21 protein-coding genes and 1 pseudogene are annotated in these 21,986 nt (G+C 70.6%); 6 read left to right on the top strand and 16 right to left on the bottom strand.

The features are described 5' to 3' along the window. Window positions 1–3: 3 nt before the first annotated feature. Entirely contained in the window at window positions 4–1,023 is a 1,020-nt protein-coding gene (locus AC1DWP_RS13790; RefSeq protein ID WP_477615042.1) for a patatin-like phospholipase family protein, read from the bottom strand. Then, entirely contained in the window at window positions 1,020–2,444 is a 1,425-nt protein-coding gene (locus AC1DWP_RS13785; protein WP_477615041.1) for a WS/DGAT/MGAT family O-acyltransferase, read from the bottom strand. The genes AC1DWP_RS13790 and AC1DWP_RS13785 overlap by 4 nt, the downstream gene beginning before the upstream one ends. Before the next feature lie 49 nt (window positions 2,445–2,493). Here AC1DWP_RS13785 and AC1DWP_RS13780 point away from each other — a divergent pair, with 49 nt between their 5' ends. After that, a complete protein-coding gene (locus tag AC1DWP_RS13780) occupies window positions 2,494–2,925 on the top strand; it encodes a cupredoxin domain-containing protein (RefSeq protein WP_477615309.1) in 432 nt (143 codons plus the stop codon). After that, window positions 2,922–4,247 carry a hypothetical protein gene (locus tag AC1DWP_RS13775; protein WP_477615040.1) on the top strand — a complete coding sequence of 442 codons (1,326 nt, stop codon included), beginning with the start codon at window positions 2,922–2,924 and terminating at the stop codon, window positions 4,245–4,247. The genes AC1DWP_RS13780 and AC1DWP_RS13775 overlap by 4 nt, the downstream gene beginning before the upstream one ends. 2 nt (window positions 4,248–4,249) lie before the next feature. Here AC1DWP_RS13775 and AC1DWP_RS13770 read toward each other — a convergent pair whose 3' ends face one another. Then, window positions 4,250–5,494 carry a CpaE/TadZ family protein gene (locus AC1DWP_RS13770; protein ID WP_477615039.1) on the bottom strand — a complete coding sequence of 415 codons (1,245 nt, stop codon included), beginning with the start codon at window positions 5,492–5,494 and terminating at the stop codon, window positions 4,250–4,252. Next, window positions 5,491–6,165 carry a hypothetical protein gene (locus AC1DWP_RS13765; protein WP_477615038.1) on the bottom strand — a complete coding sequence of 225 codons (675 nt, stop codon included), beginning with the start codon at window positions 6,163–6,165 and terminating at the stop codon, window positions 5,491–5,493. The genes AC1DWP_RS13770 and AC1DWP_RS13765 overlap by 4 nt, the downstream gene beginning before the upstream one ends. A 261-nt stretch (window positions 6,166–6,426) precedes the next feature. Here AC1DWP_RS13765 and AC1DWP_RS13760 point away from each other — a divergent pair, with 261 nt between their 5' ends. Beyond that, window positions 6,427–6,651: a helix-turn-helix domain-containing protein gene (locus AC1DWP_RS13760; RefSeq protein ID WP_477615037.1), complete on the top strand. Its 225-nt coding sequence runs from the start codon at window positions 6,427–6,429 to the stop codon at window positions 6,649–6,651. 57 nt (window positions 6,652–6,708) lie between these two features. Here the strand turns inward: AC1DWP_RS13760 and AC1DWP_RS13755 are convergent, their stop codons facing one another. Next, entirely contained in the window at window positions 6,709–7,275 is a 567-nt protein-coding gene (locus AC1DWP_RS13755; protein WP_477615036.1) for a hypothetical protein, read from the bottom strand. A gap of 169 nt (window positions 7,276–7,444) precedes the next feature. Between AC1DWP_RS13755 and AC1DWP_RS13750 the strand changes: the two genes are divergently transcribed. Next, the gene (locus tag AC1DWP_RS13750) at window positions 7,445–8,311 is read left to right on the top strand and encodes a LysM peptidoglycan-binding domain-containing protein (protein WP_477615035.1); all 867 of its coding nucleotides are present in this window, start codon (window positions 7,445–7,447) and stop codon (window positions 8,309–8,311) included. A gap of 89 nt (window positions 8,312–8,400) precedes the next feature. After that, window positions 8,401–8,859, top strand: a complete 459-nt coding sequence (locus AC1DWP_RS13745; RefSeq protein ID WP_477615034.1) for an Rv3235 family protein — start codon at window positions 8,401–8,403, stop codon at window positions 8,857–8,859. A 134-nt stretch (window positions 8,860–8,993) separates the two neighbouring features. Here AC1DWP_RS13745 and AC1DWP_RS13740 read toward each other — a convergent pair whose 3' ends face one another. The 3 genes and pseudogenes from AC1DWP_RS13740 to AC1DWP_RS13730 all read right to left on the bottom strand — a co-directional run bounded on the left by AC1DWP_RS13740 (window position 8,994) and on the right by AC1DWP_RS13730 (window position 12,389). Further along, entirely contained in the window at window positions 8,994–9,392 is a 399-nt protein-coding gene (locus tag AC1DWP_RS13740; RefSeq protein ID WP_477615308.1) for an SEC-C metal-binding domain-containing protein, read from the bottom strand. A 68-nt stretch (window positions 9,393–9,460) separates the two neighbouring features. Beyond that, window positions 9,461–11,948: pseudogene (gene secA / locus AC1DWP_RS13735) on the bottom strand (preprotein translocase subunit SecA); the annotation flags it as partial. Between the two features lie 153 nt (window positions 11,949–12,101). Next, entirely contained in the window at window positions 12,102–12,389 is a 288-nt protein-coding gene (locus tag AC1DWP_RS13730; RefSeq protein WP_477615033.1) for a GNAT family N-acetyltransferase, read from the bottom strand. Between the two features lie 166 nt (window positions 12,390–12,555). Here AC1DWP_RS13730 and AC1DWP_RS13725 point away from each other — a divergent pair, with 166 nt between their 5' ends. Then, a complete protein-coding gene (locus AC1DWP_RS13725; RefSeq protein ID WP_477615032.1) occupies window positions 12,556–13,779 on the top strand; it encodes an endonuclease/exonuclease/phosphatase family protein in 1,224 nt (407 codons plus the stop codon). 85 nt (window positions 13,780–13,864) lie between these two features. Here AC1DWP_RS13725 and AC1DWP_RS13720 read toward each other — a convergent pair whose 3' ends face one another. The 8 genes from AC1DWP_RS13720 to AC1DWP_RS13685 all read right to left on the bottom strand — a co-directional run bounded on the left by AC1DWP_RS13720 (window position 13,865) and on the right by AC1DWP_RS13685 (window position 21,865). Further along, complete coding sequence (locus tag AC1DWP_RS13720; RefSeq protein WP_477615031.1) at window positions 13,865–14,857, bottom strand: Gfo/Idh/MocA family protein; 993 nt, start codon at window positions 14,855–14,857, stop codon at window positions 13,865–13,867. A 1-nt stretch (window position 14,858) separates the two neighbouring features. Beyond that, window positions 14,859–15,947 (bottom strand): DegT/DnrJ/EryC1/StrS family aminotransferase, encoded by a 1,089-nt coding sequence (locus AC1DWP_RS13715; protein WP_477615030.1) that lies wholly within the window; start codon window positions 15,945–15,947, stop codon window positions 14,859–14,861. Beyond that, window positions 15,940–16,542 (bottom strand): acyltransferase, encoded by a 603-nt coding sequence (locus AC1DWP_RS13710; protein WP_477615029.1) that lies wholly within the window; start codon window positions 16,540–16,542, stop codon window positions 15,940–15,942. The genes AC1DWP_RS13715 and AC1DWP_RS13710 overlap by 8 nt, the downstream gene beginning before the upstream one ends. Before the next feature lie 179 nt (window positions 16,543–16,721). Then, a complete protein-coding gene (locus AC1DWP_RS13705; RefSeq protein ID WP_477615028.1) occupies window positions 16,722–18,074 on the bottom strand; it encodes an MFS transporter in 1,353 nt (450 codons plus the stop codon). 97 nt (window positions 18,075–18,171) lie between these two features. Then, on the bottom strand, window positions 18,172–19,254 hold the full coding sequence (locus AC1DWP_RS13700) for a winged helix-turn-helix domain-containing protein (RefSeq protein WP_477615027.1): 1,083 nt from the start codon (window positions 19,252–19,254) through the stop codon (window positions 18,172–18,174). 131 nt (window positions 19,255–19,385) lie between these two features. Beyond that, on the bottom strand, window positions 19,386–20,066 hold the full coding sequence (locus tag AC1DWP_RS13695; protein WP_477615026.1) for a response regulator: 681 nt from the start codon (window positions 20,064–20,066) through the stop codon (window positions 19,386–19,388). 100 nt (window positions 20,067–20,166) lie between these two features. Further along, entirely contained in the window at window positions 20,167–20,814 is a 648-nt protein-coding gene (gene hpf, locus AC1DWP_RS13690) for a ribosome hibernation-promoting factor, HPF/YfiA family (protein WP_477615025.1), read from the bottom strand. A 280-nt stretch (window positions 20,815–21,094) separates the two neighbouring features. Continuing rightward, complete coding sequence (locus AC1DWP_RS13685) at window positions 21,095–21,865, bottom strand: ComF family protein (RefSeq protein WP_477615024.1); 771 nt, start codon at window positions 21,863–21,865, stop codon at window positions 21,095–21,097. Window positions 21,866–21,986 lie beyond the last annotated feature (121 nt).

Raw genomic sequence — 21,986 nt, 5'->3', positions numbered from 1 at the left:
CTCTCATCCAACATCTTCGAAGGCGGACCGGTCGGGCAGGGGGGCAGGGTCGTGCAGCGCGACGGCGGAGGTGCGCAGGGACGTGGCGATGACCCTGGGGCGGCGGCTGACGTCCATCAGGTTGGAGCCGAACGCCTCGAGGTCCTCCTCGCCGGGACCGAGCACCGTCACCTCGGCACCGTCGCCGTGGACCTTGGCCAGCTCGCGCAGCACCCGCAGGGTCACCCGGTTGCGCCACTGGCGCTCCACCCGCGTGCGCCAGTGGGTCGGCGCGTCGCGGACGAAGCTGACCTGCGGCGCGAGGACGTAGACCTCGTCCAGCCCGAGGCCGGTCATCAGGTCGAGGTTGGTGGACGACCAGGCACCGCCGTCGATGTACCGGTGCTCTCCGATCCGCACCGGCTGGTACCAGCCAGGGATGGCGCACGACGCCATCACCGCTGCCGAGAGGTCCACCACCGGAGAACCCGCCCGACCGAACGCCACCCGCTCCCCCGTGTCGAAGTCGAGGGCGACGACCGTGAGTCCGGACCGCTTGGGCCATCCGCGCGGCACGACGTGGCCGACGAGGGCGCCGACCGCCTCGATGCTGCCGCGACCCTCGGGAAGGATGGCCGACAGGACCGCCGTGGGCGGCAGGTGCCGCAGGTTGAGGGCGTTGCGCCGCAACAGCTCTCGCGATCCGAACCCCACCTTGGGCAGGCCGGGACGGTCCCCACCGGTGTCCTTCTCGTAGTCCCAGGAGTATCCCGCCAAGGGGCCCAGGCCGATGGCACCCTCGAGCTGGTGCACGAGCAGGTCCGAGACCGAGACACCGGAGGCGAGGAGACCGGCAAGCACCGAACCGGCCGACGTGCCCACGAACTCGTCGAACTCGCGGGCGTCGACGCCGAGCTCGTCCTCGAGCGCCTTGAGCGCCCCGACCATCCAGGCGGCACCGAGCACGCCACCGCCACCGAGCACCAGACCTCGGCGCGGACCCTTGCTGCCGGAACGCGCGGCGCCTGGGCGGGAGCTGGTCATCGCGCCTTGGACCGGTGGCTGTCGAGCAGCTCACCGAGGGAGTCGACGATGCTCTGCCCGAGCACGTCGATGTCGGGCATCGAGTCGCGGTCGGCGTTGAGGCCGTAGTAGACCCCGCCGTCATAGGACGTCAGCCCGATCGACAGCGCCTGACCCTTGGCGAGCGGCATCACGGGATAGGTGGACAACATCCGCGCGTCACCGGCATACAAGGTGTGCTGGGGTCCGGGGACGTTGGTGATGACGACGTTGAACAGGCGTCGCGACATGGCGGAGCCAAGGCGTGCGCCGAGCGAGTGGAGGGTTGGGGGCGCGAATCCTGCCAGTCCTGCAAGCGATTCGGCACCGACCGCCTGGCCGCCCTCCATCTGCTGACGCATCGCGAACGCGATCTGGTGCAGCCGCATGGACGGACCCGGCTCGCCCACGGGAAGGTCGACGAAGCAGGCCGTGAGGCGGCTGCCGAGGTGTCGTGCGTCCGCGTCGTAGACGCTGACCGGCACCATCGCCCGGACCGTCGTGCCCGAGTGGACGGACTCGCCCCGGGTCAGCAGCCAGGTGCGGAAGGCGCCCGAGATGGTCGCGAGCACCACGTCGTTGATGGCGACGTCGTCGGCGTAGTTGCCGCGCGCCAGCCGACTGCGAACCTTGCGGTAGTCCTCGAGGTCGGTGCCGATCATCACGTAGCGACGCGCCTCGCCCACGGAGGCGTTGAGCGGTGAGTGCGGCGCCGGCCTGGCGGCGGTGCGAGCCAGCGTCGCCACGACATCGCCTGCGGCAGTAAGGGCGCGAGTGCCCACGGCCTTGACGTCGACGATGCCGCCGCGGATGTTCTCGACGACCTCGCTCGGACGACGCACCGCATCGACGAGGGCGCCGGTGAGCAGCTCGATGTCGCTGGGCTCACGCGACGGGCGCCAGGTGTCGGTGACCAGCCCCTCGGCCGCCGGGTCGCCGTCGACGATGACGTGCGCGATGTCCACCGCGTTGATGCCGTCGACGAGGGCCTGGTGCGACTTGGTGACGATGGCGAAGCGGCCCTCGTCCAGCCCCTCGACGAGGTAGACCTCCCAGAGCGGCCTGCTGCGGTCGAGGGCCCGCGGCTGGATCCGGGCGACGAACTCCTGGAGCTGCTCGTCGTTGCCCGGCTTCGGGAGCGCTGAGCGGCGCACGTGGTAGGTCACGTCGAAGTTCTCGTCGTCGACCCACACCGGGTTGGCGAGCCGCCCGGGGACCTGGCGGATCCGCTGGCGGTAGCGCGGCACGAACGCGATCCGCGTCGAGATGAGCTGCACGAGCCGGTCGTAGTCGAACCCGTCGCTCGGCGGGTCGAACACCATGACCGAACCCACGTGCATCGGCGTGGTCGCCTCCTCGAGGTAGAGGAACGACGCGTCGAGGGAGTTCAGGCGGTCAGGCACCCGCTCATCGTGTCAGATGGCGCTGTTTAGACTCAGGTTCGTGACGAAGATGACTCTGCGCCGGCCCATTTCGTATGCCGCCGGGCTCGCCCTCGCCGCATCCCTCACCGCCTGCGGTGGGGCCGGCGACGACCCGGTCGTGGGCACGACGAGCAGCTCGTCGTCGAGCTCGTCGTCGAGCTCGTCGTCCTCGAGCACGTCCAGCGAATCGAGCACCGCCGCTCGCACGATCGACATCACGGTGACGGGCAACAAGGTGTCGCCACCCCCGACCACGGTCGACCTCGGCGTCGGCGAGTCGCTCACGCTGACCGTGACCAGCGACCACGCCGACCAGCTGCACCTCCACGGGTTCGAGATCGAGAAGGACCTGGTCGCCGGGAAGCCGCTCTCCGTGACCGTCACCGGAGCCCAGCCAGGCGTCTACGACGTCGAGACCCACCACCCCGAGCTGCGCCTGCTTAAGATCGCCGTCAAGTGACCCTGGCAGCACTCGCCGCGCTGCCGGCCCACGGGGTCGGGTCCCGCGAGGACCTTCCGCTGCCGTTCACCCTCCTGCTGATCGGCGCGGGTCTGGCGCTCGTCGTGTCGTTCGTGGCGCTCGGCGCCCTGTGGAAACAGCCCAGGCTGCGGCCCGAGGACGGCCGACTGCTGCCGATGATGCTCGCCTTGGCCCTCGACAGCGCGGCGGTGCGCGGACTGTTCGTCATCGCGTCCCTGACGATCACCGGCTGGACGCTCCTGGCACTCAGCCTGGGCAAGGACAACGCGAACAACCCGGTGCCGTCGGTCGTCTACGTCTGGCTGTGGGTGGGGCTGGCCTTCATCTCGATGGTCTTCGGCGGCGTCTGGCGCCTCGTCAACCCCGTGCGCTGGCTGCACCGTGGGATCCTGGCCCTGTTGCGGATCGAGCCGGACTTCGCGCTCGCCGAGTACCGGCTCGGGTACTGGCCTGCGGCAACGGGACTGCTCGCCTTCGCCTGGCTGGAGCTGATCGCACCGAACAACGCGGACCTTCCCGTGCTGCGGGTGGCGATCCTCGGCTACCTCGTCCTCAGCCTGGTGCTGGCGATGGCGTTCGGCGCTCCCTACCTGCGTCGCGGCGACCCGTTCACCGCGTGGTCCTCTCTCTACGGAACCCTCAGCCCGCTCGGGCGGCGGGCCGACCGTCGATGGGTGCTGCGCACCCCGTTGCACGGCCCGCTCGAGCTCGGCGCCGCACCGGGACTGCTGGCGGTCTGCTCGGTGATGCTCGGGACGACTGCCTACGACGGCTTCTCGGGAGAGACCCGCTGGTACACCTTCGTCCAGTCCTCCAGCCTCCCGGCCAGGGTGTGGGAGACCGGTGCGCTGGTCGCGTTCAGCCTCGTCGTCGCCGCCACCCTGTATGCCGCGGCCGTCCTCTCCGCGCGGCTCGCCGGAGTCAGCGTGCGCGGGGTGGCCTCGGCCTTCGCGCCTTCGCTCATCCCGATCGCGGCCGGGTACCTCGTCGCGCACTACTGGTCGCTGTGGGTCTGGGAGGGCACCAACGGCCTCGCCAAGATGTCAGACCCCTTGGGGACCGGCGCGAACTGGCTCGGAACTGCAGGCGTGACCCCGTCGGCGTCGCTGATCGCGCCCGGGCTCGTGGCCGGCATCCAGGTCGTCGCCATCATCACCGGCCACGTGCTGGGCGTCGTCGCCGCCCACGAGCGGGCCGTCTCGTTGTTTCCCCGCCGGGCCGCCGTGCTGGGCCAGGTACCCCTCCTCGTGCTGATGGTCGGCTACACCGTCGGGGGTCTCACCCTGCTGTTCAGCTCCTGAGGTCAGCGGCGCCGGCGGCGCCGGCGCTCGGGTGCGGACCCGGCATACGCGGTGGTCAGCGACGCGATCGCGTGGCGCAGCTCGCTCTGGGGGGCGAACTCGGCCAGCGACGCCCCGGCGAACATGGCTCCGTCGAGGCTGTCCTGGTCCCAGGGCAGGTAGGTGAGGCCGTCCATGCCGGCGAACCGGCCGAGGGCCTCGGCGATCCGCCGCTCGGGTCGGGTGCCGACTGCCGAGGCACGCACCCTGTTGACGACCACTCGCGGGGGCGGCGAAGGCACGGCCGCGAGGTCCTGGACGGCCCGGACCAGTCGTTGCAGGCCCACCGGATCCGCCGAACCGACCACGAGGAGCTCGTCGGCACACCCGAGAGCGGTGAGGGTGGCGGCGTTGCGTCGGGGGGCGAGGGTGTCGTAGGAGAGCTCTTCGTCGTCCTCGATCGCAAAGCCGCAGTCGATCACGACGAACTGGCCCAGCTGGCGTGCGACGGTGAGCACGTGCGCCACCGACGGCGCGCGCAGCTCGGTCCAGCGCTCGGCGCGGGGTATGCCGGTCAGCACCCGCAGGCCAGGAAACACCTCGGGAGCGATACGAGCCAGTGCTGCGAGGTCGAGGGCGCCCTGGTCAGCCGCTCGCGCGGCGGCCGCCACCCCAGGAGCTTCGTCGAGGAGGCCGAGGGACTGCGCGACCGACGAGCCGTAGGTGTCGCAGTCGACGAGGAGGGTGGACGCGCTACGAGCCAGCTCCGCCGCGAGGTTGAGCGCGACAGTGCTGCGACCCGGGGCGCCCGTGGGTCCCCAGACGGCGATGACCTTGGCCGCCACGATCGGCCCGGCCGCCTCCGGGTCGTCCCCGAGGACCACCGAGACAACCTCACCGGCATCGAGTGCGCCCGGGAGGTCGAGGGAGTCGAGGACGTCGTCGATCTCGTGACTGGCCTGGTCGGCCCTGAGCACCACGGTCAGACCGAGCTGGCGGAGCCGTCGCTCCCCCTGGTCGTCGCCGGGGGCGACAACCCCTGCCACGTCGACACCATGGCTGGCGAGCTCGTGCAGCGCCGGCCGGTCGAGGGCACGCAGGTCGGCCGACACGAGCGCGACCTGGCCGAACCCGGCAGCCGCCGCGGCCAGCAGGTCGGGCAGGTCGGCGCAGCGTCTTGCCATCGTGTAGCCGGCAGTGGCTTCGAGGGCCGTCACCAGCTCGGACTCCCACGCGCCGTTGAGCGCCGCGATGACCGAACGGGTCACTGGTCGACCCGCAGCGACGTCCCCGCGACGGGGACGACCGTGATGCGCGCGCCGAGGTCGACCGCTGCGATGAGCTCCTTGATCTGCGCAGTGGGAGCCATCACCTGGATGGGACGATCGCCGGATGCGCCGCCTCCCAGGCCCCCACTCGTCTTGGGCAGGCTCGAGACCGACACGCCTTCGAGGGCCAGCGCGGGCCCGGCGAAGGCCTTGCCCCCCGGGGCCGCGCCCGCATCGACCGGGTTGACGTAGACGTCGACCCGGGAGCCGACACGCAGCGCCGCCGCAGCGCCGCCGTCGACCGAGAGGGTCAGCGGCTGGACGCCGACCTGGTCCCTGCCCCCCACCGCCGCGGCGGGAACGAGCTCGCCGGCGCCGACCTCACGCAGCACGTACCGGTCGGGCGCCGGCTCCGCCGTGGCCTGCAGGTAGCGCGACAGCTCGGAACCCAGCCGCACGTCGACCCGGGTGAGGTTGTCCTCACCCAGGTGCTGCCCGGGCACCAGCGGCCCGCGCGCGGCATACACGGCAGTGCGGTCGTCGGCATGGGCGACCACGAACGAGCCGAGGGCCGCCGACGCGAGCACCAGCAGCAGGCCCACCACGAGCCGGGTGTCTCGCCAGCGCGGTTTCTGGAGCCTTGCAGCCGTCGGCATGGGCAGGTCGGTCATGGCGATGTCCCCTCGATCAGCCTTTTCCAGCCACGTCGGCCGCACCCGCCGGGACATCATGACGCACGAGGTGGTCCAGCGCCGGGTGAATCCACAGGTTCGCGGGTCATCCACATGGTCGGCAGGCCAACTCCCCCAAACGGCTATAGATGCCAGAATCTGCTCATCGACCAGACGCAGCCACAAGAACATGGTAAAAATTCGGTCAAGAGAACGTCTGCATCCAGTCAAGTCGGCTGGCGGAAAGTAGAGGGGATTGACGTGGCTAAGCGCTTCATTCAGCTGGCTGAGGTCTCGGAAGTGCTCGATATCTCATCCGCCCAGGCCTACGCCCTGGTCCGATCCGGCGAACTGCCGGCCATCAAGGTCGGCGGCCGCGGTCAGTGGCGCGTCGAGGTCGCCGAGCTCGAGGGGTACATCCAGCGGATGTACAGCGAGACGAAGACCTTCGTCGCGGCGCACCCCTTCGGACAGGGTCAGGACTGAGTCGTTGCGCCCTGCGCAGGCCGCCGTCCGGGGGGATGGGGGTCGTGGAGGTCAGGCCTACGCAGGGCGCAGCAGGACCACGGCGGAGAAGGGGACGAGTCGGCGCCCCGTGACGTTCTCGGCACGCCTCGGCAGGTCCGCGGCGTGTTCGCTCAGCTCGAGCACGTCCAGGCCGACCGCGTCGATCGTTCCGGCGACGACGGCGCCCGTGAGGTCTGTCAGGAGCACGACCGAACGGTCCCGGCTCAGCCCCCGCAGGGCGTAACCCAACCCGAACCTGCGCCCAGTGGCAGTCCCTGCGACGCGCGCCGACAGCCCGGCCACAGCCGTCACTGCCGCGAACGGGATGAGCGCCGGACCAGGGGACGGCCCCGCCTGTGGCACGCTCGCCTCGGCCGCGAGCAGGAGCCACCCGTCGCCCACATCGCTGACGCGACCCCGCGCGACGGCGCCGCTGCGCAGCGACACCGTCACCGGGTCGGCGCCCGCCGCTGCCAGCCGCTCGTAGAGGCCCACCGAGGCGCGCTCGCGCCTGGTCCGGTCGGCCACCTCGGCGTCCAGCTCTCGCCTGGACTCTGCCTCCCACTGGGCAGCCAGATCCGCGAACAGGGCGTCCCAACGCATCGTGTGTCCCCCCTCGTGCCTGTTCTCGCCGCTGTTCCCCTGGGACTCGCCCGAAGGCGAGACCCGGGTGCCGACCGACTCTAGCGCGGCACCCCCTTGCCATCTGCAAGTGCACGTCGATATGGTTCAACGTAAGCAAACGCATGTAAACGCACTCCCGGGGGGGATCATGAGCCGCGGCATCCGCATCGCACTGGGCACGATGACAGCACTGGGGGTGCTCGGTTTCGTCGACGTCCTGCTGTGCCTCGCCGTCGGCGCGCAGTGGCGGGTCGTCGTCGCACCGGGGCCCACCAGCCTCCCCGAGGCACTGACGCTCGTGGTCCTGACCGCAGCGACAGTGCTTGGCGCCTGGCTCGCCGTCAGCACTGGTGCCGCGGTGCTGGCGCACCTGCCGGGCAAGCTCGGCGACGCAGCCGACCGGTGCGCCGCCGCCTGGGCTCCGGCGGTCTCCCGACGGCTCGCCGCCGCAGTCGTGGGCGCTGTCGTGGGAGCCTCCCTGACGCCGGTGGCCGCCATCGCTGATGGCTCGACTGCACCGCACGCAGCCCGGGCCACCCTGGCCCCCGCCTTCACGGCCACCTCCTCAGCTCATTCGACCACCCCGTCCCCGGCCCCGGCTCCGACCCAGGCACCAGCAGCGGCACCGACCCCGTCCGCGGCAGCGGCACCATCTCCGGCACATCCGGCTCCGGCTCGAGCCGTGGCCACCTCTCCCGCTCCGGCCCCGGGGTGGACTCCCTCTCGGCCCCTCCAGCGACCCCAACCCGCCTCGAGCCTGGTGACGGGAAGCGTGGACTCGCACCCGGCGGCTGAAGTCGTCGTCCACCGGGGCGACACGTTGTGGGACATCGTCCGCCGCCAGCTCGGGCCGGACGCCTCTGACGCGGAGGTCGCGGACGCGTGGCCGGCTTGGCACCACGCCAACCGCACGGTGATCGGCGACGACCCCGACCTGATCCTGCCCGGCCAGATCCTGCGGCCCCCGAACCCGGCCGCAGCCTCAGCCAGCGAGCAGTCCGGAGCCGGGCGATGACCGGGGCGACCAGCACATCGGCAGGTCGACCACCTGTCGGGCGACTCACGCCCCTGCGCATCGTGCCGGCGCCGCGCACCCGACCGCCAGTGCTGTCGGAGACCGAGTCGTGGCTGCCCGACGACCTGGGGTCGCCCAGCTACGTCCAGGACGCCCTGGCGATCGACTTCGACAGCCTGACCGACGACCAGCTCTTCGGGGAGCGACCCACCCGCCGTGACGACCTGCCCGATCCCCGTGAGTGGGCCGGCCACATCGCCCAAGGGCTCGTGGAAGTCATGGCCGGGGCCCGCCCCGCACCACAGGTGCTCCGCTGGACGACCCCCGAGGTGTATGCCGCAGTGGCCCGGCGCGCCGCCGTCTCGGCTCGGCGCGGGACCACGTCGACGCGACGCACCGTCGTGCGCGGAGTGAGGGTCTGCGAGCCGGCGGACGGGGTGGCCGAGGCGAGCGCCGTCGTGGTGGACGGCGGCCGGGTGCGTGCGCTGGCGTTCCGGCTCGTCGGCCTCGACGGTCGGTGGCGGGTCGAGGCCCTCCAGGTCGGCTGACGCGCACCATCGACTTCTGGCCGATCGTCCGCTTCCCGATCGTCCGCTTCCCGATCGTCCGCTTCCCGAGCGACCGCGAGCCCGACACCCGATCTCGGTGGCCAGAGGTGCCGGGCCTCGCGATCAGCGTCGCGTCAGGACTTCCCGTGGCACATCTTGAACTTCTTGCCCGAACCGCAGGGGCACGGGCCGTTGCGGGAGACACCCTTGAGCTGCTCCGCCGTGAGCGTGTCGCCGGCCGAGCCCACCGCTCGGTGCTCGACGTCACCGGTCTCGCTGGGCGCGGAGTACTGCAGCTGTTGCGGGCGACGCTCAGGCTGCTCGAGGCCCTTGGCCCGGAACGTCGGGTGCTTGTCGACCGCATGGTCGACCGCACCGACGGTTGAGCCCACGCGCTCCACGCTGTCCGCGGTTTCCCCATCGGACGAGGCACCGTCGGACGAGGCACTGGCGCGGGTGCCGGCAGCCGTCGTGGCGGGCGGGGCCGTGTCGTCCTGCGGCGCAGCCGAGGACAGCCCCGAACCCGCCAGCATCTCGGAGACGCTGACCGGCTGGACCGCCGGCGCCTCGGCCTGCGGCTGGTCCACGTCGACCTGCACGTTGAACAGGTAGCCGACCGACTCCTCCTTGATCGACTCGTTCATCGCCTCGAACAGCTGGAAGCCCTCGCGCTGGTACTCGACCAGCGGGTCGCGCTGGGCCATCGCCCTCAGGCCGATGCCCTCCTGGAGGTAGTCCATCTCGTAGAGGTGCTCGCGCCACTTGCGGTCGAGCACGGACAGGACGACTCGTCGCTCCACCTCACGCATGACCTCCTCGCCGAGCTGCGCCTCGCGCTCGTCGTAGGCGTGGTGGGCGTCGGAGGTGATGACCTCGCGCAGGCTGTCGGGGGTCAGCGAGCCGTCCGCCGCCTCGATGACGTCCTGTGGCGTCACCGACACCGGGTAGAGGGTCTTGAGCGCGGTCCACAGGCGGTCGAGGTCCCAGTCGTCGGCGAAACCTTCGGCCGTCTCGGCGTCGACGTACCCACCGACCACGTCGTTGATGAAGTGGCGGATCTGCTCGTGCAGGTCCTCGCCCTCGAGCACGCGGCGCCGCTCGTCGTAGATGACCGTGCGCTGGCGGTTGAGGACGTCGTCGTACTTGAGGACGTTCTTGCGGATCTCGAAGTTGCGGCCCTCGACCTGGCCCTGCGCGCTCTGGATCGAGCGGCTGACCATCTTGGACTCGATCGGGACGTCGTCCTCCATCTTGGCCGTGGTCATGAACCGGTCGACCATGGCGGCGTTGAACAGGCGCATGAGGTCGTCCTGCAGGGACAGGTAGAACCGCGACTCGCCGGGGTCGCCCTGGCGGCCGGAGCGACCACGGAGCTGGTTGTCGATGCGACGCGACTCGTGACGCTCGGTGCCGAGGACGTAGAGCCCACCGAGGCCGGTGACCTCGTCGTGCTCGGCCTTGACGGCCTCCTCGGCCCTGGCCAGTGCCTCGTCCCAGGCGGCTTCGTACTCCTCCGGCGTCTCGACCGGGTCGAGCCCCTGCTGCTTGAGGGTGGCGACCGCCATGAACTCGGGGTTGCCGCCGAGCATGATGTCGGTGCCTCGACCGGCCATGTTGGTGGCGACGGTGACGGCGCCCTTGCGGCCGGCCTGGGCCACGATGGCGGCCTCGCGCTCGTGCTGCTTGGCGTTGAGCACCTCGTGGGGGACGCCCTTGCGGCGCAGCTGATCGGAGAGGTACTCGCTCTTCTCGACCGAGACGGTACCCACGAGCACCGGCTGCCCCTCGGCATACCGCTCGGCGATGTCGCCCACGACGGCCGAGAACTTGGCCTCCTCGGTGCGGTAGACGAGGTCGGCCTGGTCCTTGCGGACCATCGGGCGGTTGGTCGGGATCGGGACGACACCCAGCTTGTAGATCGAGTTGAGCTCGGCGGCCTCGGTCTGGGCGGTGCCGGTCATGCCCGAGAGCGTGTCGTACATGCGGAAGTAGTTCTGCAGGGTGATCGTGGCGAGCGTCTGGTTCTCGTTCTGGATCTCGACGCCCTCCTTCGCCTCGATCGCCTGGTGCATCCCCTCGTTGTAGCGACGCCCGGCGAGCATGCGGCCGGTGTGCTCGTCGACGATGAGGATCTCGCCGTTCATGTTGACGTAGTCCTTGTCCCGCTTGAACAGCTCCTTGGCCTTGATGGCGTTGTTGAGGTAGCCGATGAGCGGGGTGTTGACGGACTCGTAGAGGTTGTCGATGCCGAGGTAGTCCTCGACCTTGGCGATGCCGGCCTCGAGGACCCCGACGGTCTTCTTCTTCTCGTCGACCTCGTAGTCGCCCTCGCCGGACTCGAGCTCGCCACGGGTCAGCCGCTGGGCGATCTTGGAGAACTCCGTGTACCACTTGGTCGCCGCGTCGGCCGGGCCGCTGATGATGAGCGGCGTGCGGGCCTCGTCGATGAGGATCGAGTCGACCTCGTCGACGATCGCGAAGTTGTGGCCGCGCTGCACGAGCTCGTCGACCGACCAGGCCATGTTGTCGCGCAGGTAGTCGAAGCCGAACTCGTTGTTGGTGCCGTAGGTGATGTCCTTGGCGTACTCGACGCGACGCTCCTCCGGCGTCATCGACGCGAGGATGACGCCGGTCTCCAGCCCCAGCATGCGGTGCACGCGGCCCATCAGCTCGGACTGGTACTCGGCGAGGTAGTCGTTGACCGTGACGACGTGCACGCCCTTGCCCTCGAGGGCGTTGAGGTAGGACGGCAGGGTGGCGACCAGGGTCTTGCCCTCACCGGTCTTCATCTCCGCGACGTTGCCGAGGTGGAGCGCGGCGCCACCCATCAGCTGCACGTCGAAGTGGCGCTTGCCGAGGGTGCGCTTGGACGCCTCACGGACCGCGGCGAAGGCCTCGGGCAGCAGGTCGTCGAGCGTCTCGCCATCGGCGAGGCGCTTGCGGAAGACGTCGGTCTCCGCCCGCAGCTCGGCATCGGTGAGGGCGGCGAAGTCCTCCTCGATCGAGTTCACCTGGGCGGCGATCCCGTGGAGCTTCTTGAGGATGCGGCCCTCACCGGCACGCAGCAGCTTTTCGACGATCTTGGACACGCAATATCTCCTGAAGTTTCGCAGCCGTGGACATCCGGGTGGCAACGGCCCGACCTAGGCTAGTCGAGTCGACGCGACGACGTGGACGCGCGGGCTGGGGAACGCTCCCCAGGGCCGAACGTGCCGGGCCCCTCCGCGGTTCCGACCGGCCCGCTAGGGCGCCACGAGGTCCTGGTAGTCGGGGTGGCGGGCGATCCAGGCGGAGATGAACGGGCAGAGCGCCACGACGTCGTGCTCCGCCCTGGCGCGGACGTCGTCGAGCGCTCCCTTCGCCAGCGCCGCGCCGACGCCCTCCCCGGCGAACGCGTCGTCCACCTCGGTGTGGGTGAAGACGATGTGGTCGCGCTTGAACCGGTAGGCCGCAAAGCCCGCGAGCACGCCGTCGATGTGGGCTTCGTAGCGGTGCTTGGAGGGGTTGTCCGTGATCACGGCGTCCGTCATGGCCCCAGCCAAGCACGACTGTCAACGCTGGTCGTGAGTGGTCCCGCCGGCTGCATGACCGGGCTGGTGGCGCGCTCCCGTCGGCGGAACTACGCCATTGGACCCTTGCCGCGGCGTGGGCCAGTGACCAGCATGAGCCCACACACCTGACGCAGGGAGGCCAACGATGTCCATCCACCCGTCCCGTCCCGCTCTCCGGGCTGTCGCCTGGGCGGCAACGGCAGCGCTCGCGAGCGCGCTCGCAGCCTTCGTGGCGACCCCGGCCGTGGCCGCTCCCCCGGATGCGGCCCCGGGCCGGCCGTTGACCGTGATGACACGGAACCTCTACCTCGGTGGGGACATCAACCGGCCCCTGGTGGCCACGGCAGGCAAGACGGGGGCCGCAGCCCTGGTGGCCTTCGGCAACTCCAACGACGAGCTGCGCGCCGTGGTCGACCAGACCAGCTTCCCCGTGCGCAGCAAGCTGTTGGCCGCCGAGATCGCCTCGCAGCGCCCGGACGTGGTGGGCCTGCAGGAGGTGGCCCTGTGGCGCAGCGGACCCCTGGAGCTCGGGGCCATCGGCACCGCGAACGCGAGCAACCCCGACTACGACTTCCTGGCGACGTTCACCAGCGACCTCGCGGCGACGGGCGCGCAGTACCGCGTGGCCAACGTGCAGCAGGAGTCCGACGTGGAGGGCCCCGCGTTCAGGGGCAGCCCGTTCAACGGCACGATGACCAACGCACGCGACGTCCGGCTGACCATGCGTGACGCGATGCTCGTGCGGGTCGACCCCGGCCTGACCGTGCAGGCCAGCGGAGGTGGGCAGTACGTCACCCGCCTCTCGGTCAGCGTCGGCGGAGTGCCGTTCGTGTTCATCCGCGGCTACAACTGGGCAGACGTGCGGTCGGGGTCGACCGTGGTGCGCGTCGTCAACACCCACCTCGAGTCGGCCAGCTCCGACATCGCGTTGGGGCAGGCCCACGAGCTTCTGGCCGGTCCGGCCGCGCCCTCGAACAAGCCGACCGTGGTGGTCTGCGACTGCAACTCCGACCCGCTCGACCACAGCGTCAAGCGCACCGATCCGCTCGGCACGCCCCACTCGGGCCCGTACGACTTCGTCGTGGCCAACGGGTTCACCGACGAGTGGCTGCGCTGGCGGCCGGGCAGCTGCCCCGTGGACGCCCGGGACGACGGCTGCACCTCGGGACTGTCCGAGGGTGTCACCGACGCGACCGCGGCCGGCTTCGACCACCGGATCGACATGGTGTTCGCCCGGACCGCGACTGGTGGCTCGGCGGTGGACCGCGGCACCGTCACGGGCAACGAGGTGCGCGACCGAGACGCGGCCACCGGCCTGTGGCCCTCCGACCACGCCGGTGTCGTCCTGCGGCTGCGCGGGCTGCACTGACGGCTCCAGCCGGCTCACGTCGAGAGGGTGGCAATCCGTCGCCTCCCGCCAGGGAAGGATCGGTTTGCCACCCTCTCGCGGCGCGTCAGGTGAGGTGGACGGTGGTCTTCGTCTCGGCGGACTCGAGGCAGGCCGCGGCAACGCGCACCGTGTTGACGCCCTCGTCCAGGGTCACGATGTTGTGGCTCTTGCCGAGCACCGCATCGCGGAAGCTCTCGTGCTCGACCCGGAGGGGCTCGGGCTTGGCGATGGCGTAGCGGATCACGTCACCCTCGGAAACGCCGCGGAAGTTGGCAATCGCATCCCACGACACCTGCGGGTTCTCTCCGTTGGCGTAGAACGTGAGGTCGGCGGCGAGGGTGTCCGCGACGAAGGTCCCTCGCTCGCCGGTGATGATCGTGACCCGTTCCTTGAGGGGTGACAGCCAGTTCACCAGGTGGTTCGCGACCGTGCCGTCCGACAGCTGGGCGAGCACGGCCACGAGGTCCTCGTGCTGGCCGCCGCTCTGGTGCGCGGTGCGCGCCGACACCGAGACGTACTCGCGCTGCGTCACCCAGGCGGTCAGGTCGATGTCGTGGCTGCCCAGGTCCTGCACCACCCCCACGTCCACGATGCGCGTGGGAAACGGCCCCTGGCGCCGGGTGGCGATCTGGTAGACGTCTCCGAGCTCTCCGGCCTCGAGCCTGGCCCGCGCCTGCTGCAGGGCCGGGTTGTAGCGCTCGATGTGCCCGACTGCACCGATCAGACCAGCCTCCCTGAAGGCCGCGGCGATGCGCGTGGCAGACGGCACGTCCTCGGCGAGCGGCTTCTCGATGAGTGCGTGCACGCCGGCAGCCGCAAGCCTCACGCCGATCTCCTCGTGGAAGGACGTGGGCACCGCGACGACGCAGTAGTCCAGGCGTTCGGTCAGCAGGCGTTCGATGTCCGTGAGGACCGACAGGTCGCCGGCGGCCGAGTACTGGTCTCCGCCGTGGTCCAGGACCGCGACCAGCTCGACGCCGTCAAGGCTCCGGAGCACGCGGGCGTGGTGGCGGCCCATCATCCCGAGCCCGATGAGCCCTGCGCGCAGGTCGGCCATGTCAGGCGCCCGCCCTGGCCAGGGTATTGACGCCTGTGACGATCCGCTCCAGGTCGTCCGGTGAGAGCGCGGGGTGCACCGGCAGGGACAGGCACTCGCGCGCCGCGGCGTCCGTGTGGGGAAGATCCGATCCGCCGCGAAAAGGTGCAAGGCGATGGGTCGGCACAGGATAGAAGGCGCCACTCCCGACTGCGTACTCCTCACGCAGGGCCGCCGCGAACCCATCGCGGTCCTCAGGAATACGGACGGTGTACTGGTGGTAGACGTGCACCGCCCCCGAAGCGCGGCCCGGGGTGACCACACCTTCCAGGTGCTCCGTGAGGTACGACGCATGATGTTGTCGCTGCTCGGTCCACGCCGCGACCTTCCGCAGCTGCACGCGCCCGATGGCCGCATGGATGTCGGTCATCCGGGCGTTGAACCCCACGATCTCGTTGCGGTAGGGCATTTCCATTCCCTGGTTTCGATAGAGGCGCAGCCGGCGCTCCACGGTCGGTGAGGCAACCGAGACCATGCCTCCCTCGCCGGACGTCATGTTCTTCGTCGGGTAGAGGGAGAACACGGCCATCTCGCCGAACGCCCCGACCGGCCGTCCGTGGAGGGACGCGCCGTGAGCTTGGGCGGCGTCCTCGAAGATCGACACACCATGGCGATCGGCAACCTCCAGCAGTTCGGCCATCGGCGCGGGGTGGCCGTAGAGGTGGACGGGCATGATGCCCTTGGTCCGCGCGGTGATGAGGTGCTCGACGGCCTCGGGATCCAGACAGAAGTCGTCCGGTCGGATGTCCGCGAAGACGGGGGTCGCACCGGTGAGGGCGACGGCATTGGCAGTGGCGGCGAACGTGAAGGACGGGACGATCACCTCGTCTCCTGCGGTGACCCCGGCTGCCAGCAGTCCGAGGTGCAGCCCGGACGTGCCCGAGTTGACCGCGACACAGGCCCGGTGGAGCTGGAAGTGCTCGGAGAACTCGCGTTCGAACGCTGCCACCTCAGGGCCTTGGGCGAGCATCCCACTGCGCATGACCCGCTCGACTGCCTCACACTCTTCGTCGCCGATGGCCGGCCGGGCCACGGGGATGAACTCATTCATCAGGCTGACGCTCCCTCAGCATCCCCTCGGACTCGGTGAAGCGTTCACCGGTCTGCGGACAGACCCACTCGCCACCGCCCTCCTCCACCAGCGGAACGCCTCCACGTCCCACCCAGCGCACGCGCTGAGCGGGGGTCCCGGCGACGAGCGCGAAGTCGGGCACGTCCCGCGTCACCACGGCGCCGGCCGCCACGACCGCCCACCGCCCCACGACGAGGGGGGCGACGCAGACGGCCCCCGCACCGACGGAGGCGCCGGTTCGGCAGAGCACCCCGACCGGCTGCCAGTCAGCAGCCACCTTGATGGAACCATCCGGGTTGACGGCCCGCGGATACCGGTCGTTGGTCAAGGTGGCCGCCGGCCCGATGAAGACGCCGTCCTCCAGGACAGCCGGCTCGTAGACCAACGCGAAGTTCTGCACCTTGCAGTTCGAGCCCAGGCTGACCCCAGGTCCGATGTAGGCCCCTCGACCGATGATGCAACCGCTGCCCAGCGTCGCACCCTCGCGCACTTGGGCGAGGTCCCAGACCGAGGTCGAGTCACCGATGCGAGCCGTGTCGGCCACATCGGCGGAATCGGCGATCCGGGTGGTCATCCTTGCCCCTTCCACTGCAGCCGATTTCGAGACCATGGGCCATCCGGAGGCGGAGGCTTCCCGCGGCACGGTAGCAAGGCTGAGGAGGTCGCGCGGAGGATGCGGACCCGGCTCCTACCTTCGGTTGACTCGTCCGGCTCACCCCGACCGGGGCCGCTGCGCGCGCAGCGTCGGCCCGGTCAGGCGATGGCGGCGACCTCGGCGTCCTCACCCTCGGAGCTCCACGAGCCGCGCTCCGGCGACTTCCCGATGGCCAGGCAGGCCAGTGCCGCGAACAGGCAGAGGCCGCCGGCCGTGAGCCAGGCCGTGAAGTAGTCGCCGGTGCTCTGCCGCACCCAGCCGGCGTAGCTCGCCGCGACGCCGGCCCCGACCATGTGTGCGGCGAAGACCCAGCCGAACACGACGCCCGAGCGCGCGACGCCGAAGTGCCTGCGGCACAAGGCGATCGTCGGCGGGACCGTGGCCACCCAGTCGAGGCCGTAGAAGACGATGAAGATGAACAGGTTGGGGTGGATGTCCGGACCCAGCAGGGCGGGGACGAACAGCAGTGCCAGCCCCCGGAAGCCGTAGTAGCCGCACAGCAGCAGCCGCGGGTCGACCTTGTCCGTGAGCCAGCCGGACGCGATGGTGCCGACCAGGTCGAAGACCCCGACGAGGGCGAGCAGGCTGGCAGCCGTCGTCTGTGGCATGCCGTGGTCGTGGGCGGCGGGGATGAAGTGGGTGCCGATCAGACCGTTGGTCGACCAGCCACAGATCCAGAAGGTGCCGAACAGGATCCAGAAGGTCCGTGACCGCACGCTGGCCCTCAGGGTGCGGATGGCGAGGGCCGCCGGTCCGACCTGCGCCCCGGTATGCCGCGTGGCCGGCTCGTCGAGCACGTCGCCCGGCTGCGCGCCGACCGGGCGCAGGCCGAGGTCGGCAGGCCTGTCACGGACGACGAACACCACCAAGGGCACGAGGAGGAGCGCGGCGCCGGTGACCACGAGCGCGGCATACCGCCAGCCGGGACCGGCTGCGAGCGCCGCGATGCCCGGTAGGAAGACCAGCTGTCCGGCTGCCCCCGCCGCGGAGAAGATGCCGGTCACCAGCCCCCGCCGCGACTCGACGAACCACCGGTTCGCCACGACGGCACCGAGGACCAGCGCCATCGCACCGGCACCGACCCCGACGAAGACACCCCACAGCAGCCACAGCTGCCACGGCGCGGTCATCACCGTCGTGAGACCGCTGCCGACTGCGACCAGGACCAGCGCGAGGCTGACGACCCGGCGCAGGCCGAACCGCTCCATGAGCGCCGCCGCGAAGGGGGCGGTGAGGCCGTAGATCACCAGGTTCGCGGTGACCGCCCCCGAGGTGGTGGCGCGCGACCATCCGAACTCGGACTCGAGGGGCTCGAGGAGAGCGCCGGTCGAGGATCGGAACCCTGCCGCGGCCACGAGGGCTCCCAGGATCACGGCGGCCACCCACCAGGCGCGGTGCACCTGCGGACGTCGGGGTGTTGTCGTGGCCTCAGTCGCGGCAGGAATCGTCACCGTCGCAGGATATCTGCCAGAACGTTCCCGTGGACACCGCTTTCCGGACAACCGTCCGCCGGATCCCGCCAGCGTCGGCTCGGGCAAGAGCCCCGCGTCAGGCGACCCCGGCCAGCCCGAGCCAGCCGGCCATCAGGGCGAGCTCGTCGTCGAGGGCGGGACGCGCCTCCGGCGGCGCCCCCGGCTCCCAGTGCACCGCCTGCAGCCGCAGCACTCCGGCGGCGCGGTCTGCCTTCAGGTCGCACCGCGCGACGAGCTCGTCGCCGAACAGGAACGGCAGCACGTAGTAGCCGTGCACTCGCATCGGCGCCGGCACGTAGATCTCGAGGCGGAAGTCCATCCCGAAGATCGCCGCCGTGCGATCGCGCTGCCAGATCAGCGAGTCGAACGGGCTGAGCAACGCCTGGGCACTCACCGTGCGGGGGCGGCGCGCCTCCACGTGCAGGTAGGCCGGTCGCTTCCACCCCTCGATGGTCGCCGGGACCAGCGTCCCCTCCGCGACGAGCGCGTCCAGAGCCGGGCGGGACTGGTGCGGCTTGAGCCGGAAGTAGTCCCTCAGGCACTGTTCGGTGCCGACGCCGTGGGCGCGGGCGGCGATCAGCATCAGCTCCTTGAAGGCGACGTCGTGCGGCGGTCGGCCTGCCGGGTCCGCGGCCGCTGCGGCGAGGTGGCCGGGCAGCACGCGGTCCACGGCGGCATACCGTCGCTCGAACTGGCTGGTCCGGCCCGCGGAGCTGACCTGTCCCGCCCAGAAGAGGTGCTCGAGGGCGCTCTTGACCAACGACCAGTTCCAGCCCCACTCGTCGCGCTGGCGCGGCAGGTCGTGCTCGAGGGCTGCCTCCAGCTGGCGTGAGGTGAGCGGTCCGCGAGCCGTGACCTCGGCGAGCACGGCCGCGACCAGCTCGGGGTGCTCCCGGGCCACCCGCTGCATGCCACCCCACGCGTCGTGCAGCGCGCGCTGCATGCGGAAGTCGAGCAACGGCCACGTCGCGGGCGGGATGAGGCTGGCCTCGTGGGCCCAGTACTCGACGAGCCGTCGGGGCGACCGGTCGCGCGCCCGGTCGAGGAGCGCGGTGTCATAGGGACCCAGCCGCGAGAAGAAGGGCAGGTACTGGCTGCGCGTGAGGACGTTGACGCTGTCGATCTGGACGATCTGCACCCGGTCGATGACCTTCTGCACGTGACGCATCGTGGCCGCCCCCGGGGCGGGCCTGGGGTCGGTGAATCCCTGTGCTGCCAAGGCGATCCGGCGCGCCTGGGCGCGCGTCAGCCGCAGGGACGGAGGTGTCGTCACAGCACGTGCGCCGCTGGTCACTCGCCGGGTTCGAGGAGGTTCTCGCGGACGGCATACATGGCCGCCTCCATGCGCGAGTGGAGCTGGAGCTTCTCGAGGATGTTGCGCACGTGGTTCTTCACGGTGTTCTCGGAGATGAACAGCTGGTGCGCGATCTCCTTGTTGGCCATCCCCCGCGCCACGAGCCGCAGGACCTCGAGCTCGCGGTCGGTGAGCCGGGGCGCCCCTACCCCGGTGGGTCGTTCCCCCTGGCGCTTGCTCATCTGGGCGAACTCTGCGAGCAGCTTGGAGGCCATCGAGGGCGAGATGAGCGAGTCGCCGTTGTAGACCGCGCGCACGCCGTCGGCGATCTCCTCGCCCGGGACGTCCTTCAGGAGGTAGCCGTTGGCTCCTGCCTTGACCGCTTCGTAGAGGTCGGACTCCTCGTCGGACATCGTCAGCATGATGATCTTGGTCGACGGCACGAGCGCCTTGATGGTCTGGCAGGCCTGGATGCCCGAGGTGTGCGGCATCCGGACGTCCATGAGGACGACGTCGGGCAGCAGCTCGACGGTGCGGTCCACCGCTTCCTTGCCGTCGCCGGCCTCGCCGACGATCTCGATGTCGTGGTCCTGCGAGACGACCATCTGCAGGCCACGGCGGTAGAGGACGTGGTCATCGGCGATGACGACCCTGATCGGGTCCGCCCCGCTCGTCACACCACCATTCCCATTCGTCACGAGCCACATACTGTCATGACGGTGCCACGACGCCGGGCGAAAGCCGCGAGGGCTCGCCCGGCGTCGTCGAGCGTGGGAATCAGGAAACCTTGCGGGCGACACCCTCGTCGTCGGTGACGTCGAGGTGGATGACGCCGTAGGACCAACCCCTGCGGCGGTAAACGACGCTCGGCTGGTCGGTCTCCTCGTCGTGGTAGAGGTAGAAGTCGTGCCCGACGAGCTCCATCTCGCGGACCGCCTGGTCCAGTGCCATCGGCACGGTCGCGTGGATCTTCTCGCGGATCTCCACGGGCGAGTTGCCCTGGGCGCCGAAGGGGTCCCCTTCACCACCGACCTCGTGGACGTGGTCCTCGCCCCCGCCCTGCGCCGGCTCCTGGATCCGCGCCGTGGCGGCGGACACCGACTCGGGCGCGTGCCTCCCGCGGTGCACGCGCTTGCGGTCCTGGGCCCGCCTCAGCCGTTCCATCAGCTTGTCCAGCGCCACGTCGAGCGCTGCGTACTTGTCGTCAAGACATGCCTCGGCCCGCACGATCGGGCCCTTCACGTGACAGGTGATCTCGACCCGTTCGCAGGCCTTGGCCTGGCGCTTGTTCGACTCGTGGCTCACGATCACGTCGACGCGCTGCACGCGCGGCGCGAGCTGTGGGATCTTGGCCAGCTTTTCGTCGAGGTGGTCACGGAATCGGTCTGAGACCTGCATGTGGCGTCCGGTGACGACAATCTCCACGGTGTCCTCCATGGTTTTCGGCGGGAGTTCGAATCGGGCGGCGTGGCCCGGGTTCAGCCGCGGCACCACCCACGCTCTGACGACACGAGGGGAAGCAACCCGGTGGTCGCCCACGTCGGGGACTCGGACGTCGGCGGTGCGGGCTCCGCTCCCTGCCAGAGGGCGCCCGTCGGACCGCGTCCGAGGCGCCCTGTTTGCGTGACGTGCACGGGGGCCAGGGGGGCCATACGTCGAACTTAGACCACGCCGGGCGATTGCGACACAGGGATTGGCTGAGCCTTTACCGGGAGTTGGTGGTGCGCTGGCTGGGCGTCGGGTTCCGCCGCTGGGTGGCACAGATCGTCGCGGCGACGACCGTCGCCGCGCCGGCCGAGCGCAGCGCCCGGGCCGCCTCGACAAGCGTCGCTCCCGTGGTGAGCACGTCGTCGACCACGACGCACACGGCACCCTCGACCACCTGCGCCCAGTGCCGCCGCACGGCCATGGAGCGCTCGAGGTTGACCGCCCTCTCGCGCGCGCCGAGCCCGGCCTGGTCGGCGACCCGGCGCCGGAGTCGCAGCGCCGGGGCCACGACGGCCTCGTCGGCGGCGAAGCCACTGACCGCGTGGGCGGCCACGGACACCAGTGGCGCGTCGCCCCGAGCGCGTACGGAGGTCCGGGACGAGGGGACGGGCACGACCAGGAGTGGACCGTTGTGGCGCACCAGGACCTCGACCCCTGACCGGCAGGCGCTGACAGCGGCATCGAGGGCCCGGCCGAGGAGCTCCCCGAGCAACAGCCCGCAGTCGCGCCGACCGTCGTCCTTGTAGGCCGTCACGACTGCGGCGAGCGGCCCACCGTACGGACCACTCGCTGAGACAGGCGGGAAGCCGGAGGGGCAGGGGTCCGGATGGACCTGTCGCGGGCCCCCGAACCAGAGGCTCCGCTCGAGCGCTTCCAGGCACCCGCGGCATACAGCGTCGTCAGGCTGGCCGCAGGCCGCGCAGCTGACCGGCAGGGCCAGGTCCGTGAGGGCCCTCATCGCCCCAGGCACAGGGGTGGGCGGCGCCATGTCCCCCATCGTGGCGGCGCGGTGTGTTGGCGTCGATTCGGAGGCAGAAGCCTGTGGACACGACTAGTCTGGGCCTTGGCCTGTGGACAACTGCTGGGTGCCGGGGACGCGAGACGGGAGG

It is taken from the genome of Pedococcus sp. P2_F6 (genome assembly GCF_056403675.1).
This window is presented reverse-complemented; position numbering and strand designations above follow the sequence as displayed.